Here is a 22,041-nt window from a genome sequence, read left to right on the forward strand (position 1 = left end):
GATTGCGGCGTCATAGGGGCACTGCATATCATGTCGAAAATTACATAAAAAATAAGGGTAGTGCGTACCATGCGTAAGTACGGCGTAACTGTCGCAACGCTCGCGGCTAATGTTTGTGTCCTGTCCCCGGCAGTTGCCCAAGAGCAATACGAACTCCCCGCGATCATAATCAGCAAGCCGACGGCCCCAGCGGCGGCGAGTTCTTCTGGCTCTTCTACCGCCGCTTCCGCCCAGCCCGACCAAGGTTCGTTCCCAGCCGCTCCCGCTCCCGCCACGGCAAGCAGCACAGAGCAAATCGGCCAAACGGGCTTTCGCCGCACGCAATCTGATCGAGTCGTCGAGCAGGTGACTACGGTCCAGGAAGTCACGGCTGAGGAAATCAAACGCTCCAATGCGCAGACTCTGGATCAGGCCATCAGCTTGGTCCCGGGCCTCTACGTCCGCAACGGTGGCGATGGTGTCCCCCGCATCGATGTGCGCGGTCTCCGCACGCGAAATGTTTTGTTGCTGATTGACGGCGTGCCGCTGAACTCAACCTTCGACGGTCAGTTCGACCCAAGGTCCATTCCCGTAGAAAACATCGCGCGCATCAAGATAACGCGCGGCGGCAGTTCAGTCTTATACGGTCCCGGCGGCAACGCGGCCGTTATCGACATCATCACAAAGAGCGCCGCGCCAGGCCTGCATGCCACGACCGACATCGGAGCGGGCTTCGGTCACGAGAAACATGCCCGCGCGACGTCGAGCTATGGGTCAGACTCCTTCCAGGCATTTATCTCAGCATCGGCCTATGACCAGAAGGCTTTTCATCTTTCTGACGACTTCGATTTCACGAGCCTGCAAACAACCGATCGCCGGGTGAACAGCGACCGCGAAGATCGCGCCCTTTACGGTAACTTTGTCTGGAAGCCATCGGATAACGTCCAATGGGGTGTCAGCCTCAACTACCGCGGCGGCGAATATGGCAAACCGCCAAACACGCAACTGCAGGGCAGTACGGGGCTGGGCCGTTTTGCGAATAGGACACGGTTCGAACGCGTCGACGACTACGATAATTTCAGCGCACAAACGTCTGGGCTCGTCAACCTCGGCAACGGGCTGACCATTCGCCCGACGGCCTACATCAACCAGCTCCGCGAACTCACCAACAACTACGACGATGCCGGGTTTAATACCCAGGCAAAGGCCAGAGCCTTCAGCGAAGACGCGACGACCACCATTGCAGGTGGCGGGGTTCAGACAGCGTATCGTTTTGGGGAAAACCTCCTCACTCTCGCGTTGGAGGCGCGCAATGAGTCTTGGCGTTCGACGGGCTTCTCCGTTGAATCTTCCGGCGGCGGCGGCGGCGGCGGCGGCGGCGGCGGAGGAGGAGGTGGAGGTGGAGGTGGAGGTGGTGGCGGCGGCGGTGGAGCCGGCGTCACCGTTAATCCCCTCGACGAAGATCACGACCTGCAGGTCTATTCAGCAGCCCTCGAGCAAGAGCTTGCGTTAACCGACAGGCTGTCCTTCGTCGTTGGCGGTGGTTACGCAGCGCAACAGCGCTCGGGTGAAACCGACGGCGACTACACGTATCTGCTTGGTACGCGCTACGCGTTGACCGAAACAACGGCTCTGCGTGGATCGATTGCCCGCAAGATCAGGTTTCCAACGCTGCGCGACCTCTATGACGTGGATCGCGGCAATGAGGATCTGCAAACCGAAATCACACAGAACTACGAAGCTGCGATTGAACAGCAAATTCCGTTCGCGAATGCGTTCCTGAGCTTCGGTGTGTTCCAGACAGATGCCGAGAACTTCATTGAGAACAACAACAATCGCTTTGAGAACATTGCCGAGCTTCGTTTCAGAGGCATTGAAGCGACTGCTCACTATGCAGGTATTCCGGGGCTCGAACTCGTCTCAGGCTACACGTACCTTGACTCAGAAAATCTTTCGCCCGGCGCCACGACAAAGGAACTTCACAATCGACCTGAGCACAAATTGACGTTCTCGGCTCTCTATCGTTTCGATACGGGGCTCAGCCTTTCGGCGGACTACCTCTATATTGCCGGCAGCAAGGCTCTCACGCGCGATAGCATCGTTCCCGCGGACGTTCTCGAACTTGACAACTATCACGTCATCAATCTCGGCGTGGCTCAGGAAATCGCGGATGGCCGGTTCGAAATCTACGGCAAGGTGGAAAACCTTCTCGATGAGAACTACGAGCACTCCTTCGGCTACCCGGAACTGGGCCGTACATTCTATGTCGGCTTGAGAACGAAGCTCTAAGCAGCCCCTTAAAATGAAAAAGCCCTCTGCAGGAAGTTCAGCAGAGGGCTTTTTCTTTTGACTACAACGAGTGGGATCTAGCTGTCCCGTTGGTTATGACTGACGCGCGCCCATGCGAGCCACATTAAGACGGCGACCAAAGCTCCGGCAAATCCGAACATCAAGTGGGTCGAAATCGGATAGAGCACGCCGTGCCGCAAAGACCCGAAGTGCATGCCGAGCCATTCCGCCCCCGCAAAGCGCATGAGCGGCTTTGTAGCAAACGCAAGGGCCACGAAAACTGGAAGAGCTAAGACCAGCCGATCCCGCAAAGCCGGAATTGCCATCACGACGAGGTCGACGAAAACACCCGGAGCAAGGTCTAAAATCGGCCCTGACCATCCGTCGTGACCGGATGATCCAAAGGCGAAAGCGGTGGTGGCAGCCGAGAAGGCGACAATCGTTGCAGACCATCTGTATGTGCAGATCAGCCGGCCAAACACCAACAGCCCCATCGCTTCGATGCCGTGCCGTCCAGGCAGGTTCAGAGGAAACCGAAAGGTTTCATGCAACACGACAATGAGCGCGCCGAGCAGCAGCAAGAACATCAGACGCGGCAACGTCAGCGGCCCGGAGGCCTCAATACTGTTTGATAATCTCTTTGGGGACGATTTTCCAATCGTGGTCGCCATGAGCTCCCTCCATTATTTTCTCGATTAGCAATACGGCCTTATCGTCCAGCAGGACCGGGCGCGGCCAAGGATCAACGAGCACGCGCGCATCGGCCGCTAAGATTTCGTCGTCAGGCGTTCGGATGATGTCGATGCCGGTTGAACCGAGCAGATAGGCGACGGTAGCCACGCCCGTCAGTTCGCGAACTCCGGCGACCCAGACGAAGCGTCCATCATGCCCGCCTTTGCGCAGCCCAACGCAAGCGAGCGCCCCGATCACGCCGCCTTCATCACCCGTAACGCCTTCAAGGTGGATGTCTGTTCGCCGCGCGAGCTCACGGGCCATGTCTTGATTTAAGACGGTGTTTTTTGCTCTCTTTCCGTATGTCACCACATCGTCGGGAATTTCGTCGAAGGGCGCGATGCAGAATGCAGCGTCTGACCCTGGCGCCGATTCAGCGCGCAAAAACGAACGGCAAAGCTCTGCAAGCTCAGATAGGGGACGACCGCCCCACGTAAGGTCGAGACATAGCGCGCTGTTGTGTGAGGTGTAGCGAATATCAGGATGCACGAAGAGCTGATGGCGTGAGATGCCGCGGACTTGTGCAAGCCCTTCACCCGCGAGCCGTAGCCCGAGTTGGCGCGCTCGATAACCGGTCCCCCGGCTCTCGAGATTATCCGTGTCATCGATCCCCAACAAGACGCGCATGAGCCACCCCGATCCGATACGCATTCAGGGTAATTCTTATGCATGAGTTTCAGAAAGTCGATATTTTTCGTCTAGCAGGGAGGTGTACGAAGAGTTTGCCGCTCCCGTTTGTGTCAAATTTCGAGTTTCCACCACACGATAGGCGATGACCTCAGTCCGGGTTGAGCGAGGCTGATTTTTTCGCGCAAAGCCAACCCCGTCCACGAGTGGGGAGAACCGAGAAGGAAACGTGGTAGGGAAGCAATTTGCGTGGCGCTAGGTTATAGCGTCGCATGTTTTGCGAAGGCGAGGCTCGCCCGATGGGTCGGAGCGCAGAGGCAATTTCTGTCGCCAAAAAAGGCGAGCAGATCATCGCTAAAAGATACGAAATTGCGGGCGCATTCGAACGCTACCCGCCGCGTGAGCGGCTCAATGAGCTGGACCGCCCTTAGCCCTGCATTGAAATAACCGAGCTACAAACGACAGACGCCCCCTCCACGCTTCGGAAGGGGGCGTCCGCAAGTTCTATATATTAGGCTGCCTTGGATTGAGCTGCCTTGAGCGCCTCAAGAATATTTTCCGGAGATGATGCGCCGTAGGGATCAGTCTCACAGTTGTCCGAGAAGCCCTCTTCTTCGAACCACTGCTCGATGACGCCATTGTTCACGACGGCTGCATAGCGCCAAGAGCGCATCCCGAAGCCGAGGTTATTCTTGGCAACGAGCATGCCCATCTTGCGCGTAAACTCACCCGAGCCGTCTGGGATGAGCTTAACGTTGTTGACGCCTTGCGCCTTGCCCCAAGCATTCATAACGAACGCATCGTTGACGGAGATGCAATAGATCTCATCGATGCCCAGCGACTTGAACTCCTCATACATCTTTTCAAAGTTCGGAAGCTGGTACGTGGAGCATGTCGGAGTGAAAGCACCCGGCAGAGAAAACAGAATCACGCGCTTGCCACCGAAATAGTCGGCCGTCGTCTTCTGTTCCCAGCGGAACGGGTTGGGTCCACCAACGGATTCGTCGCGGACGCGGGTTTGGAACGTAACGTCTGGAACTTTTTTCACGATCATCGGATGGTCCTTTTTTAATCTTGGCTACAGTCGTCCTTGGGCCAATCGACCATGGCTACTGCAGTAATTTTGCGAGCACACTTCACCCGTAAGTAGCTTTCGACGCGCACCATTTTGGACGTGGTGGGTCGCAGTGCAGTCAATGTAACGAGGGTTTACGAAGGTCGACGACCCGATGTCGTCCTTTGCGTATCGACAGTCAAAGCCGTTGGCGCCGAACGGTGATACGTCGGATCGTATTGCTAGGGCTCCCCGCCACAATAGTATGACGCAAGCCATTGTAATGAATGGCGAAAGAAACGCCAATGATCGCGATTGCGGCGTTATGATGCACGTGCGGGACTCTGCGCCGAAGTTCTGCTGCCGGATTGCGCGAGATTTGCCCTAGAAAGCGATGTGACATTAGAAGGGGGCGTCTTGCTAAACATTCAGCAAGACTATGAGAGACCGTCGCGAGGGAAAGTCATGGTGCCCCTGGCCCGACTCGAACGGGCACGTCCTTGCGGACAACAGATTTTGAGTCTGTCGCGTCTACCAATTCCGCCACAGAGGCACACCGGCTAGCGGGCCGGGAAGGCGCGCATAATACTCAGCGCGACCGGTCCGTCAACGAAACGATCGCGCTATGTGCAACTTCTTATCATGCCGCTTTCGCGACGCCCATCACAAGCTTGACGATATCGGCCATGATGTCGTTGAGCTGAAAGTCCTTCGGGGTATAGACAGCCGCAACGCCCATAGCCTTCAGTGCCTTTGCGTCTTCCGGAGGGATGATGCCGCCTACGACAACGGGAATGTCGTCCAGACCTTCTGCGCGCATACGATCCATGACTTCTTTGACAAGCGGCACATGCGATCCGGACAGGATCGACAAACCCACGACGTGAACACTCTCGTCGAGCGCCGCCCGAACGATCTGCGCCGGGGTAAGCCGGATGCCTTCGTAGACAACTTCCATGCCGCAGTCGCGCGCGCGAACCGCAATCTGTTCAGCGCCGTTAGAGTGGCCATCGAGACCGGGCTTCCCGACAAGGAACTTGAGCCGGCGGTCGAGCTTTTCCGATGCCATTTCAACTTGCGAGCGCACGTCTTCCAGACCCGAGCGTTCTCCCTGAGGCCCGGCTTGGGCAACGCCCGTTGGAGCACGGTATTCGCCGAAGATGGTGCGCAATAAACCACCCCACTCGCCCGTCGTGACACCCGCTTTAGCACAGGCGATGGAAGGTTCCATGACGTTGCGGCCTTCGCGTGCGGCAGCTTCAAGTTCAGCAAGTGCGGCTTTGACCGCTTTGCCGTCCCGGTTAGCACGCCAAGCCTTAAGACGCTCGACCTGCTGTGCTTCCACGGCAGGATCAATAACCTGAATGGCGCCTTCTCCGGCCGACAGTGGCGACGGTTCGGTTTCCGTCCAGCGATTGACGCCGACGACGATCTGTTCGCCCGTTTCGATGCCGCGCAGACGCTCAGTATTACTCTCAACCAGACGGCGCTTCATGTAGTCAATTGCGTCGACCGCGCCGCCCATCTTTTCGATCGTTTCCAGTTCGGCGCGGGCTTCGTCTTTCAGCTCGGCAACCTTGCGCGCGATCTCAGTCGATCCATCGAAGATGTCGCCGTATTCCAGCAGATCGGTCTCGTAAGCCAGGATCTGCTGCATTCTCAGCGACCACTGTTGATCCCAAGGGCGTGGCAGACCAAGCGCCTCGTTCCAGGCAGGGAGCTGAACGGCGCGTGCCCGTGCGTTTTTGGAGAGCGTCACGGCGAGCATTTCAATCAGGATGCGATAAACATTGTTTTCCGGCTGGGGCTCGGTAAGTCCGAGCGAATTGACCTGCACGCCGTAGCGGAAGCGCCGGAACTTCTCATCTTTTACGCCATAACGCTTCTCTGTGATTTCGTACCACAGTTCCGTGAACGCCCGCATCTTGCTGATCTCGGTGACGAAGCGCAGCCCAGCGTTCACAAAGAACGACACACGGCCAACAACGGTAGCGAAATCGTCTGCCGGAACCTCACCGGACGCTTTCACAGTATCGAGCACGGCGATGGCGGTGGCCAGTGCATACGCGAGTTCCTGGACCGGCGTCGCTCCCGCTTCTTGCAGATGGTAGGAACAGACGTTCGTGGGGTTCCACTTCGGAACCTGCGCGTAAGAGAATACGATGGTGTCCTTGATCAGGCGCAGGGAAGGCTCCGGCGGGAATACATACGTGCCACGCGAGAGATATTCCTTGATGATGTCGTTCTGGATCGTGCCTGTCAGCGATGTGCGGGGCGCACCCTGCTCATCGGCGACCGCGACATAAAGTGACAGGAGCCAAGCGGCCGTCGCGTTGATCGTCATCGACGTATTCATCTGATCGAGCGGAATACCGTCGAGCAGAGATCGCATGTCACCGATGTGGCTGACGGGAACACCAACCTTGCCGACTTCGCCGCGGGCGAGTTCGTGGTCGCTGTCGTAGCCAGTCTGTGTCGGCAGGTCGAACGCGATCGAGAGGCCGGTCTGCCCCTTCGAAAGATTTTTACGATACAGCTCGTTAGACTTCGCGGCCGTCGAATGGCCGGCATACGTTCTGAAAATCCACGGCCGGTCGCGCGGAACCTTGCCCGTCGCAGCGTCACCGGACTGCTTGCCTGTGGTGTCCTTAAGCTTCTCGCCCATCCCATCGACTCTTCTAAGTTGATTGCATTTTCTATTGCCCGCTACACGATAATCGCTTTGTGCTGCAATGCGGAAGATGTCATTTCGCACATCGAGCATTGCGGGTTAATGGTGTTCAATATGCCAGATTTCAGCGACTAAAAAAACTGTGGGCTGAAGCTCTTTGCTCAATTAGGAAGGCTAAATCGTTGCTGAAAACGGAGGCACCCGGCTCTTGCCAGCCACGCTGAATTATGCGCCCATATGTTGCAACGCACATTAACAACAAGTGCAGCGGATGACAGCACAAGGAGAAAAGATCGACATGTCAGCTCAAGGCGCCGCAGAAAACAATAACAAGGGAACCAATACTGGGGCACCTGCGATCTTAGCGGCCAAGAAAGACCTTTATGAAGTTGGCGAGATCCCGCCGCTCGGTCATGTGCCGAAGGAGATGTATGCCTGGTGCATCCGCCGCGACCGCGAGGGTACGCCGGACGTTGCGATGCAGGTCGAAGTAGTTCCGACATGGGAACTTGATAGCCATGATGTGCTCATTCTCGTCATGGCCGCCGGCGTGAATTACAATGGTGTCTGGGCTTCGCTCGGCACGCCGGTCTCGATGTTCGATGTCCACAAGAACCCTTACCACATCGCCGGTTCCGATGCCTCGGGCATCGTGTGGGCCGTCGGCTCGAAGGTTACCCGCTGGAAAGTCGGCGACGAAGTCGTCATTCATTGCAACCAGGATGACGGTGACGACGAGGAGTGCAATGGCGGCGATCCGATGTTTTCGCCTTCCCAGCGCATTTGGGGTTACGAAACGCCAGATGGCTCGTTTGCTCAGTTCGCCCGCGTCCAGGATCGGCAGCTTTTGCCGCGTCCCAAGCATCTGACTTGGGAAGAAAGTGCCTGCTACACGCTGGTTCTCGCCACTGCCTATCGCATGCTCTTCGGCCACCGTCCGCATATCACGCGGCCAGGCGATAACGTTCTGATCTGGGGGGCCTCTGGCGGCCTGGGTTCGATGGCGGTTCAGCTCTGCGCGACCGCGGGGGCTAATGCCATTGGCATCGTCTCTGAGGACGACAAGCGTGATTTCGTTATGCAACACGGCGCCAAAGGTGTCATCAACCGCAAGAACTTCAACTGTTGGGGCCAGCTGCCAAAGGTCAACAGCCCCGAATATGCTGAATGGTTCAAGGAAGTTCGCAACTTCGGTAAGGCCATCTGGGATATCACCGGCAAGGGCAATAACGTCGACACCGTCTTCGAGCACCCCGGCGAAGCGACCTTCCCGGTCTCCGTCTTCGTCGTAAAGCGCGGCGGCATGGTCGTCATCTGTGCTGGTACGACGGGCTATAACCTGACTATGGATGCCCGCTATTTGTGGATGCATCAAAAGCGCGTCCAGGGTTCGCACTTCGCAAACCTGAAACAGGCGTCTCAGGCGAACCGATTGGTGATTGAGCGTCGCGTCGACCCCAGCATGTCTGAGGTCTTCCCGTGGCTTCAGATTCCGAAGGCGCACATGCGCATGTACCGGAATGAGCATAAGCCAGGCAACATGGCGGTTCTCGTGTCGGCGCCGACAACGGGGCTGCGCACGCTCGAAGACGTCATCGAAGCCGGAAAATCGCGTTTCGGTTGACGAGTTGAAAGTAGCGGCCGGCTCTGGCCGCTACGCCACCGTGAAGGGCTGAGGGTTTTAGCCCTTTGCGGTATTATTCATTAAACTATTTTAAGACGTGATCGTTTCGCCGTTCGCCGAGAGCTTCCGTAGCTCGATCAGCCCGCGGTTTAGCTCTGCGCCGAGAATAATGATGACTGCGGTGACCTGGAAAAAGATCATCGCCACCATCAATTGCGAGAGCCCGGCATAAAACCGGCTGTAGTCGCTGAACTCCAAATAATACGAGTACATCGCGCCGGCGCCGATCCAAAGCAGCGTCGATAACAAGATGCCGGGTAGGACATCGGCAAGACTGCGCTCTCCGGCAACAAGCCACAAATGCAGCGCCAACAATTGCGTCGCGATGACGATAGCCGCAAGCCCATAGCGAAAACCCACCGCCAACCAGGTCGAGTCGAGCAGCGATTTCACCCAAGACGGCTCGAACCGCGCAGCAACGGCAGGGCCTACGATAACGGCCCAGGTCAGAACAAGCATCGAAAGCGCCAGGATCAGCACGAAAAGCATGCTGCGCAGCAAGCACAGTGGATAGGTGAGAGTCTCGCGTACACGGTAGGCGCCGTTCAGAGCTGCACGTAGCGTTTCAATTGCGCTGGTGGCGAAGAACAGCGCGATACCGCCACCGACGGTGAGCAAGTCGATCCGGGTTGAGCTCATGATTGAAACCACCTGCGGAGCTAGGGCCTGGGCAACGTCTCGTGGCAGAACCTGAAAGAGTTGCGTGACGGCCTTGCCCGCGAGTTCCGGGCTGCCGATCAAACCGGCAAGCCCGGTTAAGAAGATGCAAAATGGAAACAGAGATACGACGAACGAAAACGCCACCGCGCCAGCCATCGAGAAGCCGGAGTGCTCGTAGAGCTCGTAGATTGCTTTGAGGAATGGCTGGTGCTGCTGCATCTCGTTTCTAACGTCTATCTCGTCATCAATTCGAACCGTCGAAGCTACCGAATTTCTCGCGGCAAACCATTCGGTGATGGTCGAAAAATGACCATCACGCAGCCGCCGGGCCTATACTGACGCAAATAAAGTAATGCAAAGGCCTGCGCCGTAGCATTGCCGTAATAGACGCTTAACTCTGTCAGTGTTTAAACTCAATGACGGAAGGCATTGGTGCCAAAGACTGATTATAGGTTGTGGTACATCTGCCGGACGAGTTTGACGCGTTTGTTCATCGTTCATGGAATGCCCGGTCGAAACGCCGCGTCGCCAGATCGTTCGATTGGGTAGGCCTTGGAGTTGAGTAACGATGTCTTCAGATCTTGCCCAAGCGCGCGGAGCGTTGGCGCGTGACCTTGCAAACCTTGAAGAGTTGTTGTCGGCCGATTCCGACTGGCAGGCTCTAAGGGATTTTGAAAAGCGTACCGGCCGCAACATGACGGCGAAACTGGATGGCGCCGCGGAAGCGGGTTTGCCGGAAGGTGTATGCAACTCACTCAAGGGCAACTCCTTATTCCTGGCACGTGCGCGCATTCTCGAAGCCTTAGATCTATTGCAGGCGGACACCGCCCGGGCTGATCGTTCTGCCGCCGACGAGCCTTTCCAGCCCAGCTTTGATCTTCCTGTGATCGAACCGGATGACCTCACGCGGATCCGCGGCATCACACCGGGCATTGCCACGCACCTGACGGCTTTAGGGGCCACGGCCTATGAGAAGATCGCGGCCTGGAGCGCGGACGATGTCGCCACCGTCGCGGAGGCCCTCAATCTGGGCAACACGATCTCCCGCCAGAATTGGATCGAGCAGGCGGCGCTTCTGGCGATAAGGAATGGCCGTGCAATCGCCAAACCGCTTTCAAAAGCGCACCTCCATACAACCGCAGCCCCTCAGCCGGTTGATAGAATTGACGACGCTTTAGCGCGCTTGGTTTGCCAAGCGAAAGCGCTGCCGCTGCCCAATATTCCCTCTCCGGTCGAACTAACCAGCGCGGAGGAGGCAGAGACATTTCAACCAGACGCGCCCGTGCCGAGCGCACCTCCAGCGTTTCTGCCCATCGTTGACGAAACGGGCGATGACCTGCGCCACATTGCGTTCATTGACGATAAAGTGGCGACCAACCTGAATTCATTGGGAATACTCAAATTCTCGGACATTGCCCACTTCACGGTGGATCAGGTTGCGATGGTCAGCGTGCGCTTTGGCCTCGGCAATCGCATCTCGCGTGAACAGTGGATCGAACAGGCGGCCGTTTTGGCGACAGGCTGTGCTACAGCCTATGCCCGACGGGTGAAAGCGGGAGAAACCGCGTCCCTGCACCCTGCTCCGCCGCCTGTTCAGTTCCCGGCCGATGGCTCCGCTCAATCAACACCAGCGAATCCGGTGGTTTCCGAGGTAACGCCCCCACCCCTCCCTCAGCCACCGCCGCTCGCGTCTGCATCCACGGCGCATCTTCAACCGGCCGAAATCGAGCACATCCAGCCGCCGCCATTGCCTGAGTATTTCGCGGAATTGGCAGATCAATATCCGCGTCAAGACTATGAGGCATACGAGGAGGACACTGACGAGGGTGTCAGCATCATTTCGCGTGCGCAACCGGCCCCGCGTGTACGCAGAATGCCAACAGAACGACCCGCCAAACGATGGGCGCACGCCGATGGTCCGCTCCTGCGCAATCCATCAGATTGGGAACCGATAGAAGAGGCCGCGGTTGAGATCGTGCCGCGTTCGCCGCCGTTTCCAGGTGTAGGGCCCGTCCAGCATGCCGCTAGCCGATTGCAGTCAGCGGTAGACACGCCAGCGCCGGCACTATCCCGGCTTCTGCGGGTTTTGCAACGCCGCTGATCTGGCATGCCTTAAGACCACGGCACTCCTTGATCGTCTCCAGCTGCCACATGGGACAGTTCGACGCCCCCTGTATGCCAACCCGTATGGCAAAAGACGTTTGCCACGGAACGTGGGCTGCTTATGCTGCTATGCAGCGAAGCACGGCTTTATGCGTGTTCTCGCGCGGGCTCGCCACTCCTGAATGAGGAGCGGCGCGGAGCCAATTGCCAAATTTTAAAAATTCAAGAAGGGGATGATCGCCTATGACCACTGCAGAGCTCTCGCCTGTGTCCGACCTTTTGGCGGCCGACCCGGACACCCTGTTTGGGCGCGCGCGTGATGCAGTCGGCAAGGCCGAACACATCCTGACCCTCGCCAAAACAGGCGTCCGGGCTCGCGTTGAAGAGGTTGGCGGCGTCGACGCCGCCCAGCACGTCGCTCATGGCCTGGCGTGGCTCGCAACCACCGTCGAAGGGCTGCGCCAGATGACAGCCTGGGCGGAGCGGCTGAACGGCGAAGGCCGCTACGGCGAGATGGAGAAGCTGCTGCTGGTCGCGGCGCTGAGCGAATACTGCGCGCAAATCGCCGGCGGTATTCCCATGAGCCAGGTGGAGATCATCCGGCCGGAAGCCTTGGGCGTCGCGCGCGACGAAATCCGTGCCTTTGAAGATGCGGTCGCGGACCTCGTTGCTGTCGGCTCCAGCGAGCAGGTGAAATCCCGCCTCGCCACTTTGATCGCGGATCAGCAGGGCGCGACGACGTTCGGCGATTCCGGGCTCGATGAACTTCTTGTTGAGATGCACGAGCAGATGCGCCGCTTCTCGGAAGCCGAAGTCGTCCCACATGCGCACGAATGGCACCTCAACAACGAGTACATTCCGCTGGATCTCATCACGAAGCTGTCAGAATTGGGTGTCTTCGGCCTGACCATCCCTGAAGAGCTGGGCGGCTTGGGCCTCGGCAAGGAGGCCATGTGCGTGGTCTCTGAAGAACTGTCTCGTGGCTACATCGGCGTCGGCTCGCTCGGCACGCGCTCTGAGATTGCTGGTGAACTTATCCTGCACAATGGGACGGACGCTCAGAAGCAGGAATATCTGCCCAAGATCGCTTCCGGCGAAATCCTTCCGACCGCCGTGTTCACCGAGCCCAACACCGGCTCTGATCTCGCGTCCTTGAGAACGCGTGCAGTGAAAAACGGCGACACATACAAGGTCACCGGACAGAAGACGTGGATCACGCATCCGGTACGCGCAGACCTTATGACCCTTCTCGTCCGCACAAATCCCGATGAGAAAGGCTACAGGGGCCTCTCGATGCTTCTTGTGGAGAAGCCACGCGGATCGGACGACAATCCATTCCCTGCGGACGGCATGACCGGCGGTGAGATTGAGGTTCTCGGCTATCGCGGCATGAAGGAGTACGACATCTCCTTCGACGATTTCGCGGTACCGGAGAGCCAACTCCTGGGCGGCGTCGAAGGCCAGGGCTTCAAACAGCTCATGAACACTTTCGAAGGAGCACGCATTCAGACCGCAGCACGCGCAGTCGGCGTCGCTCAGTCGGCGATGGATCTCGGCCTTCGCTATGCGCTGGAACGCAATCAGTTCGGCAAGCCGATCTACTCATTCCCGCGCGTGGCCAATAAGATCGTCATGATGGCCGTTGAGGTCATGGTCGCGCGTCAGCTCACCTACTTCGCCGCGCGTGAGAAGGACCAGGGACACCGCTGCGATCTCGAGGCCGGCATGGCCAAGCTGCTCGGTGCACGTGTTGCGTGGGCTGCAGCCGATAACGCGCTGCAAATCCACGGGGGCAACGGTTTCGCGCTCGAGTATCCGATTTCTCGCGTCCTGTGTGATGCCCGCATCCTGAACATTTTCGAAGGCGCTGCCGAAATTCAGGCACAGGTCATTGCGCGCCGCCTCCTGGAAGGGGCAAACTAACAAAACTTCAAACGCACAGATCCGGTGCTGCAGTCTTGTGCGGCACCGATCGTCCGTCGAGACATGCGCACCGATCATCGGAGTGAGCGATGCACGATCATGAGCGGCCTCGCGTTGTTTCCCTGATCGCAAGCACGACCGAAATCGTACACGCGCTGGGCATGGGGCATTTGCATGTCGCGCGATCGCACGAGTGCGATTGGCCGCCCACCGTTCAAAACCTTCCCGCGGTGACACGGCCAAAATTTAAGGTCGAGGGCTCAAGCCGCCAAATCGATAACGCCGTTCGCAACCTCGTCGAGCAGGGTCTTGCCGTCTACGAGGTGGATGCCGACGCACTGCAAACTTTGGACCCCGATGTGATCCTCACCCAGGATCAGTGCGAAGTGTGTGCGGTGTCGTTGGCCGATGTTGAGCGCGCTGTATGTACCTGGATTGGCAGTAAACCCCAGATCTTGTCGCTCCGCCCGCATACGATGGCGGACATCTACGCGGACATTCGCAAAGTCGCGGCAGCACTCGGATGCGCAGACGTTGGCGCGACGTTGGTGGCCAGCATGATGCAACGCATCGCCGAGGTCTCATCCGTCGTCGCGAGACGCCAGCGTCCAACGCTCGCGTATATCGAATGGATTGATCCGCCGATGTCGGGTGGCCACTGGATGCCCGAACTGATCGAAGCAGCCGGAGGGATCAATCTCTTTGGCGAGCACGGTGCGAACTCGCCATGGATCGCGTGGTCCGATGCGGCCGATGCCGATCCCGACATAATTCTCGTTTCGCCCTGCGGTTACGACGTTCCAACGACCCTGCGTGAAATGGCTGTCCTTGAAGACAACGAGGTTTGGAAAGGATTGCGTGCCGTTCGCGAAGGGCGTGTTTTCGTGGCCGATGGCAATGCGTACTTCAACCGTCCCGGCCCCCGTCTTGTCGAAAGCACGGAGATAGTGGCCGAGATCCTTCATTCCGACATTTGCGCCTACGGACATCGGGATCGGTCGTTCGTGCGTCACAACGCAGAAGTCGCCTCAGCTCATGGCGTAAAGCAATAATGACGCAACGATCGATACTGATAACCGGCTGCTCTTCCGGCATTGGCTTGGCGAGCGCGCTGGTGCTCAAAGCGCGCGGTTGGCGCGTGCTCGCCACCGCGCGACAACGAGCCGATCTCGACCGCCTGAAACAGGACCACGGCTTGGAACCCATTCCCTTGGAACTTGGGGACGAGGGATCTGTTCAGACCTGCGCTAGACAGGCCATGGATATGACCGGGGGCGATCTGTATGCGCTTTTCAATAACGCCGCTTTTGGACAAGTAGGCGCCGTTGAAGATTTACCCGCCGCGCTGCTGCGTGAGCAGTTCGAGGTGAACCTGTTTGGAACTCACGAACTGACGCGCACCATCCTTCCTCACATGCGTGCACGTGGCCGTGGACGCATTGTGCAGTGTTCGTCGGTGCTAGGACTCGTCGCAGCGCCGTATCGCGGCGCCTACTGCGCATCAAAATTCGCATTGGAAGGGCTCACCGACGCGTTGCGTCTTGAGCTCAAAGATTCAGGTATTCATGTCTCGCTTATAGAGCCGGGCCCGATACGGACGCGCTTCGTCGAAACCGCACTGCGCCGTTTTAAGGCCTCGATCGATATCGATCGGTCTCCCTACGCGGAGGATTACAGGCGTCGCCTAGAAGAAATGGAGGCTGGCGGGAAGCAGACCTTCAAGCTTGAGCCCGAGGCGGTTGCGGCGAAGCTCGTGCATGCGGTCGAGGCGTCACGTCCCAAGGCGAGATACTTTGTGACCACGCCGACATACATCGCAAACGTCTTGCGTCGCGCCTTGCCGACCATTTTGCTGGATCGCGTCCTGCGCAACAACTGACGAAACAATGTTATTCGCGGTGATAGGGGTGTCCGGCGACAATGCTCGCGGCGCGATAAAGCTGTTCTGTAAGTACGATGCGTGCCAGTCCGTGCGGAAGCGTCAACGTCGACAGAGATAAGCGTCGATGTGCGGCAGCTTTGGCTTCGTCACCGTGGCCATCAGCCCCGCCAATCAGGAATGCAATCGATTTAACGCCCCCGTCGCGATCTTCCCGAATCGATTGTGCAAGCTGCAGGCTCGATATCGCTTTCCCGCGTTCATCGAGCAGTACGATCACATCGGCCGCTCCCGCGGCTTTCAGAAGGCGTTGCGCTTCGTCAGAAGTTCGCTTGGCAACATCGCCGCCCCGCGCCTCGGGAAGCTCTGTAACTGTCAACGGACCTATGCCGCAACCGCGGCCAAGACCGTCGAGGAGCGTGGCATAGCGCGCCATGAGTTGACGTTCGGGCCCGTCCTTGAGGCGGCCGATGGCAACAATCGACAGGCGCATGAGAAGCCTTGGGTCGGAGAATGCGATGACGCGCAGCCAACATGTCGGCAGCTTTTAAATCAGTCTAGCAAAAGTGGTTCGGCGGATAACAGAACCCACACCGCCATCCCGCGGATGGCGGCTAGCAATGCGTGAGAACGCGCCAGGGACCTGAAGCGATCAGTGGGAGATCGCTTCGCCCGGACGTTCGACAGACCACATTTTCTCGAGGTTGTAGAAATCACGAACCTCAGGACGGAAAACGTGGACGATGATATCACCCGTGTCGATCAGGACCCAGTCACAGGTCTCTAACCCCTCGACACGCACACGGCCTTCGCCGGCTGATTTCATCTTTTCCTGGAGCATGTCGGCGATGGCACCAACGTGTCGGTCGGTACCGCCGGACGCGATCACCATGTAGTCCCCGATGGACGTCTTGCCAGCGAGATCGATGGTGACGATGTCCTCTGCCTTTGCTTCGTCCAGCCAGTGGACGATCTGCTTCAGCAGTGAAGCCGAGGTGTGCCGTTCGGGCGGAACCTCGGAAGGAAGCTTGCCATTGTTGGCCGCTTCATGCGCAGTTCGCATCTTGTAGTGGTCGTCCTCTCGTCATCGAACCAATTGGGTTCGTTCCAAGCAATGGATCCGGCATCGCCGGCATTTGTCCATCGCTCAATTGCGTCGAAGTAGAACAAGTGCCGTTGCACTCATCAAGAATAGACTTGACCTGCGATACGGATCAACACCTATGCGCGATTTATATTGCTGCTATTTTTACAGTTTCAATGTCTGGTCGAGGCTTTTCTGCAACAATTGCGAGTCTACGAGACCGTAATTCGGTCGAAGACAGGGGGCTGAGCCGCGTGGTTAAGAAAGTCCAGGCCGGAGGCTGGCACAGCGGCAGTTCCGAAGCATGGGCCTCATCGATACGGTATTTTTCGAGAATGCGTGCCGCTGGGGAGGCTAATGCGCGAAGGCGCCATCCCGGTCGATCGACCACTGCAAACGGCATGGCCGTCGCAACGTCGCGCCATCTCTGCCAACGGTGAAACGTGGCGAGATTATCCGCCCCCATGATCCAAACGAAGCGCGCGCTCGCGTAGCGTAGTTTGAGAAACGCCAGCGTCGCTGCTGTGTAGGGCGTAGCTAATTGATCCTCGAAGCTCGTGAGCACCATCCGCGGATCGGATGTCATGGCACGGATTGCTGACATTCGTGCGTTAAGCGGCGCAAGATCATCGTGCGTCTTGAGCGGATTGCCTGGCGTCACAAGCCACCAGAGCCAATCGAGCTGGAGCCGCTTCAATGCTGTTCGCGCAACAATGAGATGACCTTCATGCGGAGGATTGAACGATCCGCCCATGACGCCGATGCGCTGGCCTGGTACGACCAGAGGTGTTCGGACCCCGATCGATCCAAAGCTGTGCGGCTGAGATTTATGCGCCACGTTACTTCGGTCTCGTTTGGCCGCTGCCGCGCACAACGTACTTGAACGTCGTGAGCTGCTCGACGCCGACCGGCCCGCGCGCATGCATGCGCCCGGTGGCGATGCCGATCTCCGCGCCCATGCCGAACTCGCCGCCATCCGCGAACTGCGTCGAGGCGTTGTGCATAACGATCGCGGAATCAACGCGTTTCAAGAAACGTTCCGCCGTTCCGTGACACTCTGTGATGATGCTATCTGTGTGTTGCGAGCTATAGCGAGCAATGTGTGCAATCGCGCCATCCACCCCATCAACGGTTTTGACTGCGATGATGGAATCGAGAAACTCCTGCCCCCAATCCTCGTCCGTCGCCGCCACGACGCGTTCGTCCGCCGCTTGCGCGGCAGCATCACCGCGAACCTCGCACCCGGCGTCCAACAGTGCTTTCACGAGAGGCGATAAGTAATCGTCATCGGCGTTCCGATCGACAAGAAGTGTTTCGGTGGCGCCGCACACGCCCGTACGCCGCAGCTTGGCATTGAGGATGATCTCAACGGCCATGTCGATGTCTGCTCCGCGATCGACGTAGGTGTGGCAGATCCCTTCCAAATGCGCGAAAACCGGAACACGCGCCTCTTCTTGGACGCGCGCGACGAGGCTCTTACCGCCGCGCGGAACGATCAGGTCAAGCGTTCCGCCAAGCCCTTTCAACATATGTCCAACGGCTTCACGATCCGTGGTCGGCACGAGCTGGATAGCATCGGCCGGCAAGCCTGCACTACGCAGACCATGCGTAAGACAGGTGAGGATCGCTACGCTTGAATGATGGCTATCTGACCCGCCGCGTAAAATGGCGGCATTGCCGGATTTCAGACTCAGCGCACCGGCGTCGGCGGTAACGTTTGGGCGGCTTTCGTAGATAATGCCGATAACGCCGATTGGCGTGCGCACGCGCGAGATATCCAGCCCATTCGGGCGCTGCCATTCTGCGATTGTTTTTCCGACAGGATCTTCAAGCGCGGCAATGGTCTCAAGACCAGATGCGATGGCTTCTATACGGTCAGGATCGAGCATAAGCCGATCAAGATAGGCACCGCTCTTGCCGGCTTCTTCAGCGGCTTCAAGGTCGCGGCGGTTGGCTTCGATGATCCCGCTTGTATGGTGACGCAGCTCCTGAGCGGCAACGCGCAACGCTTGGTCCTTCTGCCCCGGCTCGGCAACGGCAAGCTCGGCCGCCGCGCGCCGCGCAGCTTGACCGATCTCCAACATCGCGGCTTCGATCTTGTTGTCGTTGATTAGGGCATGAACGGCTGCCGTCATCGCATTGTTTCCGTTGTTGTCGCATCCAGCGAGATGAGGCTGAGCGGGAAGCTTATTAAGTTCTCTTGGCCGTATAAAGTTTCTGAGCCGACATTCCCAATATTTTGGTCAAGACTTTTTGAAGCCGTGGACGGGGCTGTCGGGTGAGTGCGGCAGCAAAAGCCTAACATGGGCAGGCCCGCTGCGCTCACAATGGGTTGGAGCCGGATGGTTTTGTTGCGGAGCGATGTAACGACATGTCGTCGCGATGCAAAAGTTCGTCACGACCGAGATAGCCTAAGATCGCCGTGATTTCACTTGTCTTCTTGCCAATGATGCGCTCGGCATCCCCGCGGGCGTAAGCGATGAGGCCCCGGCCCAGTTCGTGGCCATCCTCAGAGCGGATAATGACGCAGTCGCCGCGGTCAAAATCTCCGACGACCCTTACAACACCAGCTGGCAGTAGGCTCTTGCCCTTCATCAACGCGCGTTCCGCACCCGCGTCGATCACGACTTCGCCTCTGGCTTCGAGTTGCCCGGATATCCAACGCTTCTTTGCCGTCACCGGGTCGGAAGGAGCCAGGAACCACGTGCACGGACCTCCCTCGCTCAGTTGCCGCAATGGATGATCCTCTTTGCCAGAGGCGATGACCAGGTGACAGCCGGCTGCGCGGGCGATCTTCGCGGCCTCAATTTTGGTCTTCATCCCACCCTTGGAAAGTTCGGTCCCGGCGTCGCCTGCCATGGCTTCAATCTCGCGTGTGATCTCCGTGACGATGTCGAGCCGACGCGCTTCGGAACTCGAGCCGGGTGGCGCAGTGTACAATCCGTCGACATCCGACAACAGAACCAAGCAATCTGCCGAGACCATCGAGGCGACACGCGCGGAAAGACGATCGTTGTCACCGTATCGAATCTCGTTGGTGGCGACAGTGTCATTCTCGTTGACGACCGGCACAGCGCCGAGCTGCAATAACGTCTGCAGCGTATTGCGCGCATTGAGATAGCGTCGTCGTTCTTCCGTATCTCCGAGCGTCAATAAGATCTGCGCCGCGGTCAGACCGTGACTGTTGGCGAGCTCCTGGTAGGCATGCGCGAGTGAGATCTGCCCAACGGCCGCCGCCGCTTGGCTCTCTTCAAGCTCCAGAGAGCCTTTAGGCAGTTTCAATGCGTGCCGTCCCAACGCAATGGCGCCGGAGGAGACAAGGACAACATCGCGCCCTTCGCCTCTGAGCGCGGCAATGTCCTCGATCAGAGAAGCGAGCCACTCGGCCTTGAGCCGGCCGGTCTGCTGATTGGTCAACAACGCCGAGCCGATCTTGACCACGATGCGTCGGGCGTCACGCCATTCTTGGCGTGCTTTTACGGCAGGGAGTTCAGCTTCGCTGGGCAGGGACATCGTCTATTTCTTATCGTTGGTGCAGGCACCGCCCATAGCAGAGTTTCATCATTTTGGGCAGAGCGCTGAAGGAAACACGTGAGCAGAGGGGCGCAACCCGCCTGCGATCGATGGAACATAATGCCATGTCTAGTGGTTATGGAGCAAAGGTTAGATGTGCGTCTGAGGAGAAAAATTATGCCAACACCTTCTGGGCATACCATTGCAATAAAGTCTTCGCGTGTTGTTGGGACTAATGTCTACAATACAGGTGGAGAAAAGATTGGGACTATTGAGGATATTGTCCTGGATAAACTATCCCCACGCATCATGTTCGCCGTGATTAGCTTCGGCGGATTTCTTGGTATCGGTGAGAAATATCACGCTGTTCCGTGGGCGCTGCTGGATTTCCAGGAAGACAAGGGGGGCTATGTCGTGCCGCTAACGCGCGAGGTTTTGGAAAAAGCGCCGGTCTACGACATGGAAGACTTGATCGCGGATGACGGTATGCAAGCCCGTAAAGAGGCTTACGATTATTACCGCGTGAAAACCGATTGGCACTAACGCCGTTCGTTGAGAGCATGAGCCAAAAATAAGAAAGAGAAAGCAAATGCGCAGCGTTATCCTTTATCTGCTCGGGGTCCCGATCTCGATAATCATTCTGCTGAACCTCTTCGGCTGGCTCGGATAGAGCCAGCCGCTCTCTATCGGATTGCTAAATCTAAGGGCGCCACGGCTCTGCCGGCACGTTGGAATTTTCATCTCGAGATCGTTCGATCACGCGAGCCAGCGCGAACAGTGCTTCTTTAACACCGCTCCCAGACACGGCAGAAAGCAAGAGTGGTAGCTTTCCGCAAGCCGCCTCCAAGGCGTGCGATCGTTCCTTCAGCTCATCGTCCCCAATCGCATCGATTTTCGTCAGTGCGATGATTTCTTCTTTTTCATCTAGGTCCGCACCGTACGCTTCGAGTTCGCCGCGCACCGTTTCGTATGCGGTCGCGACATCTTCCTGCGTCGCATCGATAAGATGCAATATGACGCTCGTGCGTTCGACATGGCCGAGAAAACGCGTTCCCAATCCGGCACCTTCACTTGCGCCTTCAATCAGCCCTGGAATATCGGCAAGCACAAAATCGAAGTCACCTGCGCGCACGACGCCGAGGTTAGGATGAAGCGTTGTAAACGGGTAGGCACCGATCTTGGGCTTGGCTGCGGAGACAGCTGCTAGAAACGTTGACTTTCCTGCATTGGGAAGGCCCACGAGCCCCGCATCCGCAATAAGCTTCATGCGCAGCCAGATTGTCATTTCCTGTCCCGGCTGGCCTGGATTGGCGTGGCGGGGAGCTTGGTTGGTCGGGCTCTTGAAGTGTGCATTACCGAAACCGCCATTGCCGCCTCGCGCGATCAGCGCGCGCTGGCCTGGCGTTTGAAGGTCAGCGATAAGCGTCTCTTGGTCCTCGCTGAGAACCTCGGTACCGGGCGGAACCTTGATGACGCAGTCATCTCCCGCAGGACCGGAACGGTTCCGGCCCATACCGGGTGTACCGTTGCGAGCCTTGAAGTGCTGCTGATACCGATAGTCGATAAGCGTGTTGAGGTTTTCGACGCACTCAACCCACACATCGCCTCCGCGTCCGCCGTCGCCGCCATCCGGGCCGCCGTATTCGATAAATTTTTCACGGCGAAACGAGATGCTCCCGTCGCCGCCCTTACCGGATTGAATATAGATTTTTGCCTGATCGAGGAATTTCATGGTCGAGTCTTTGAAAATTAGAGCTTCGAGGAATCGCGAAGAAGGGGAGGCGTCCAGCGCCGCCGTCAGCTAATGCGATCCATCCTGACGAGTTAGGCACCGTGTAGTACG

General features: G+C 57.9%; 18 protein-coding genes and 1 tRNA gene. 7 read left to right on the forward strand and 12 right to left on the reverse strand.

Annotated features, from left to right (window positions below):
• The first annotated feature begins 69 nt into the window (after window positions 1-69).
• A complete protein-coding gene (locus tag YBN1229_RS06255) occupies window positions 70-2,268 on the forward strand; it encodes a TonB-dependent receptor plug domain-containing protein (RefSeq protein ID WP_046477408.1) in 2,199 nt (732 codons plus the stop codon).
• Between the two features lie 77 nt (window positions 2,269-2,345).
• On the opposite strand, the gene YBN1229_RS06260 is transcribed toward YBN1229_RS06255, so the two are convergent.
• The 5 genes from YBN1229_RS06260 to YBN1229_RS06280 all read right to left on the reverse strand — a co-directional run bounded on the left by YBN1229_RS06260 (window position 2,346) and on the right by YBN1229_RS06280 (window position 7,346).
• The gene (locus YBN1229_RS06260) at window positions 2,346-2,939 is read right to left on the reverse strand and encodes a hypothetical protein (protein WP_139165286.1); all 594 of its coding nucleotides are present in this window, start codon (window positions 2,937-2,939) and stop codon (window positions 2,346-2,348) included.
• On the reverse strand, window positions 2,887-3,651 hold the full coding sequence (locus YBN1229_RS06265; RefSeq protein ID WP_052743748.1) for a hypothetical protein: 765 nt from the start codon (window positions 3,649-3,651) through the stop codon (window positions 2,887-2,889). Before YBN1229_RS06265 ends, YBN1229_RS06260 begins: the two co-directional genes overlap by 53 nt.
• 487 nt (window positions 3,652-4,138) lie before the next feature.
• Window positions 4,139-4,681: a peroxiredoxin gene (locus tag YBN1229_RS06270; protein WP_046477410.1), complete on the reverse strand. Its 543-nt coding sequence runs from the start codon at window positions 4,679-4,681 to the stop codon at window positions 4,139-4,141.
• Between the two features lie 466 nt (window positions 4,682-5,147).
• Window positions 5,148-5,234: transfer RNA gene (locus YBN1229_RS06275), tRNA-Leu, on the reverse strand.
• Window positions 5,235-5,321: 87 nt separating this feature from the next.
• Entirely contained in the window at window positions 5,322-7,346 is a 2,025-nt protein-coding gene (locus tag YBN1229_RS06280) for a protein meaA (protein WP_046477411.1), read from the reverse strand.
• A gap of 304 nt (window positions 7,347-7,650) precedes the next feature.
• On the opposite strand from YBN1229_RS06280, the gene ccrA reads away from it, so the two are divergent.
• Window positions 7,651-8,976 carry a crotonyl-CoA carboxylase/reductase gene (gene ccrA / locus YBN1229_RS06285; protein ID WP_082101240.1) on the forward strand — a complete coding sequence of 442 codons (1,326 nt, stop codon included), beginning with the start codon at window positions 7,651-7,653 and terminating at the stop codon, window positions 8,974-8,976.
• Between the two features lie 90 nt (window positions 8,977-9,066).
• On the opposite strand, the gene YBN1229_RS06290 is transcribed toward ccrA, so the two are convergent.
• Entirely contained in the window at window positions 9,067-9,915 is an 849-nt protein-coding gene (locus tag YBN1229_RS06290) for a YihY/virulence factor BrkB family protein (RefSeq protein WP_046477412.1), read from the reverse strand.
• Window positions 9,916-10,264: 349 nt separating this feature from the next.
• On the opposite strand from YBN1229_RS06290, the gene YBN1229_RS06295 reads away from it, so the two are divergent.
• From YBN1229_RS06295 to YBN1229_RS06310, 4 genes are all read left to right on the forward strand, one after another.
• The gene (locus YBN1229_RS06295) at window positions 10,265-11,797 is read left to right on the forward strand and encodes a hypothetical protein (RefSeq protein WP_052743749.1); all 1,533 of its coding nucleotides are present in this window, start codon (window positions 10,265-10,267) and stop codon (window positions 11,795-11,797) included.
• Window positions 11,798-12,042: 245 nt separating this feature from the next.
• Window positions 12,043-13,722: an acyl-CoA dehydrogenase family protein gene (locus YBN1229_RS06300; protein ID WP_046477413.1), complete on the forward strand. Its 1,680-nt coding sequence runs from the start codon at window positions 12,043-12,045 to the stop codon at window positions 13,720-13,722.
• Between the two features lie 89 nt (window positions 13,723-13,811).
• A complete protein-coding gene (locus YBN1229_RS06305) occupies window positions 13,812-14,774 on the forward strand; it encodes a cobalamin-binding protein (RefSeq protein WP_046477414.1) in 963 nt (320 codons plus the stop codon).
• Window positions 14,771-15,601, forward strand: a complete 831-nt coding sequence (locus YBN1229_RS06310) for an SDR family NAD(P)-dependent oxidoreductase (RefSeq protein ID WP_244465058.1) — start codon at window positions 14,771-14,773, stop codon at window positions 15,599-15,601. Before YBN1229_RS06305 ends, YBN1229_RS06310 begins: the two co-directional genes overlap by 4 nt.
• A 10-nt stretch (window positions 15,602-15,611) precedes the next feature.
• Here YBN1229_RS06310 and rlmH read toward each other — a convergent pair whose 3' ends face one another.
• The 5 genes from rlmH to proB all read right to left on the reverse strand — a co-directional run bounded on the left by rlmH (window position 15,612) and on the right by proB (window position 20,198).
• A complete protein-coding gene (rlmH, locus tag YBN1229_RS06315; protein ID WP_046477416.1) occupies window positions 15,612-16,094 on the reverse strand; it encodes a 23S rRNA (pseudouridine(1915)-N(3))-methyltransferase RlmH in 483 nt (160 codons plus the stop codon).
• Window positions 16,095-16,253: 159 nt separating this feature from the next.
• Window positions 16,254-16,664, reverse strand: coding sequence for a ribosome silencing factor (gene rsfS / locus YBN1229_RS06320; RefSeq protein WP_046477419.1), 411 nt, complete (start codon window positions 16,662-16,664; stop codon window positions 16,254-16,256).
• Between the two features lie 169 nt (window positions 16,665-16,833).
• The gene (locus YBN1229_RS06325; RefSeq protein ID WP_244465025.1) at window positions 16,834-17,523 is read right to left on the reverse strand and encodes a nicotinate-nucleotide adenylyltransferase; all 690 of its coding nucleotides are present in this window, start codon (window positions 17,521-17,523) and stop codon (window positions 16,834-16,836) included.
• A 1-nt stretch (window position 17,524) separates the two neighbouring features.
• On the reverse strand, window positions 17,525-18,820 hold the full coding sequence (locus tag YBN1229_RS06330; RefSeq protein WP_046477421.1) for a glutamate-5-semialdehyde dehydrogenase: 1,296 nt from the start codon (window positions 18,818-18,820) through the stop codon (window positions 17,525-17,527).
• Window positions 18,821-19,007: 187 nt separating this feature from the next.
• Window positions 19,008-20,198, reverse strand: coding sequence for a glutamate 5-kinase (gene proB, locus YBN1229_RS06335; protein ID WP_046477422.1), 1,191 nt, complete (start codon window positions 20,196-20,198; stop codon window positions 19,008-19,010).
• Between the two features lie 177 nt (window positions 20,199-20,375).
• Between proB and YBN1229_RS06340 the strand changes: the two genes are divergently transcribed.
• Window positions 20,376-20,741 carry a PRC-barrel domain-containing protein gene (locus tag YBN1229_RS06340; protein ID WP_046477424.1) on the forward strand — a complete coding sequence of 122 codons (366 nt, stop codon included), beginning with the start codon at window positions 20,376-20,378 and terminating at the stop codon, window positions 20,739-20,741.
• A gap of 157 nt (window positions 20,742-20,898) precedes the next feature.
• Here YBN1229_RS06340 and obgE read toward each other — a convergent pair whose 3' ends face one another.
• Window positions 20,899-21,930 (reverse strand): GTPase ObgE, encoded by a 1,032-nt coding sequence (gene obgE, locus YBN1229_RS06345; RefSeq protein ID WP_046477426.1) that lies wholly within the window; start codon window positions 21,928-21,930, stop codon window positions 20,899-20,901.
• Window positions 21,931-22,041 lie beyond the last annotated feature (111 nt).

Origin of the sequence: Candidatus Filomicrobium marinum, assembly GCF_000981545.1 — a bacterium.
GTDB lineage: Bacteria > Pseudomonadota > Alphaproteobacteria > Rhizobiales > Hyphomicrobiaceae > Filomicrobium > Filomicrobium insigne.

Bases quoted from the DNA above. Each gene is read 5' to 3' on its own strand.
- YBN1229_RS06255 (WP_046477408.1), top strand. From the start codon at position 70: ATGCGTAAGTACGGCGTAACTGTCGCAACGCTCGCGGCTAATGTTTGT.
- YBN1229_RS06260 (WP_139165286.1), bottom strand. From the start codon at position 2,939: ATGGCGACCACGATTGGAAAATCGTCCCCAAAGAGATTATCAAACAGT.
- YBN1229_RS06265 (WP_052743748.1), bottom strand. From the start codon at position 3,651: ATGCGTATCGGATCGGGGTGGCTCATGCGCGTCTTGTTGGGGATCGAT.
- YBN1229_RS06270 (WP_046477410.1), bottom strand. From the start codon at position 4,681: ATGATCGTGAAAAAAGTTCCAGACGTTACGTTCCAAACCCGCGTCCGC.
- YBN1229_RS06280 (WP_046477411.1), bottom strand. From the start codon at position 7,346: ATGGGCGAGAAGCTTAAGGACACCACAGGCAAGCAGTCCGGTGACGCT.
- ccrA (WP_082101240.1), top strand. From the start codon at position 7,651: ATGTCAGCTCAAGGCGCCGCAGAAAACAATAACAAGGGAACCAATACT.
- YBN1229_RS06290 (WP_046477412.1), bottom strand. From the start codon at position 9,915: ATGCAGCAGCACCAGCCATTCCTCAAAGCAATCTACGAGCTCTACGAG.
- YBN1229_RS06295 (WP_052743749.1), top strand. From the start codon at position 10,265: ATGTCTTCAGATCTTGCCCAAGCGCGCGGAGCGTTGGCGCGTGACCTT.
- YBN1229_RS06300 (WP_046477413.1), top strand. From the start codon at position 12,043: ATGACCACTGCAGAGCTCTCGCCTGTGTCCGACCTTTTGGCGGCCGAC.
- YBN1229_RS06305 (WP_046477414.1), top strand. From the start codon at position 13,812: ATGCACGATCATGAGCGGCCTCGCGTTGTTTCCCTGATCGCAAGCACG.
- rlmH (WP_046477416.1), bottom strand. From the start codon at position 16,094: ATGCGCCTGTCGATTGTTGCCATCGGCCGCCTCAAGGACGGGCCCGAA.
- rsfS (WP_046477419.1), bottom strand. From the start codon at position 16,664: ATGCGAACTGCGCATGAAGCGGCCAACAATGGCAAGCTTCCTTCCGAG.
- YBN1229_RS06330 (WP_046477421.1), bottom strand. From the start codon at position 18,820: ATGACGGCAGCCGTTCATGCCCTAATCAACGACAACAAGATCGAAGCC.
- proB (WP_046477422.1), bottom strand. From the start codon at position 20,198: ATGTCCCTGCCCAGCGAAGCTGAACTCCCTGCCGTAAAAGCACGCCAA.
- YBN1229_RS06340 (WP_046477424.1), top strand. From the start codon at position 20,376: ATGCCAACACCTTCTGGGCATACCATTGCAATAAAGTCTTCGCGTGTT.
- obgE (WP_046477426.1), bottom strand. From the start codon at position 21,930: ATGAAATTCCTCGATCAGGCAAAAATCTATATTCAATCCGGTAAGGGC.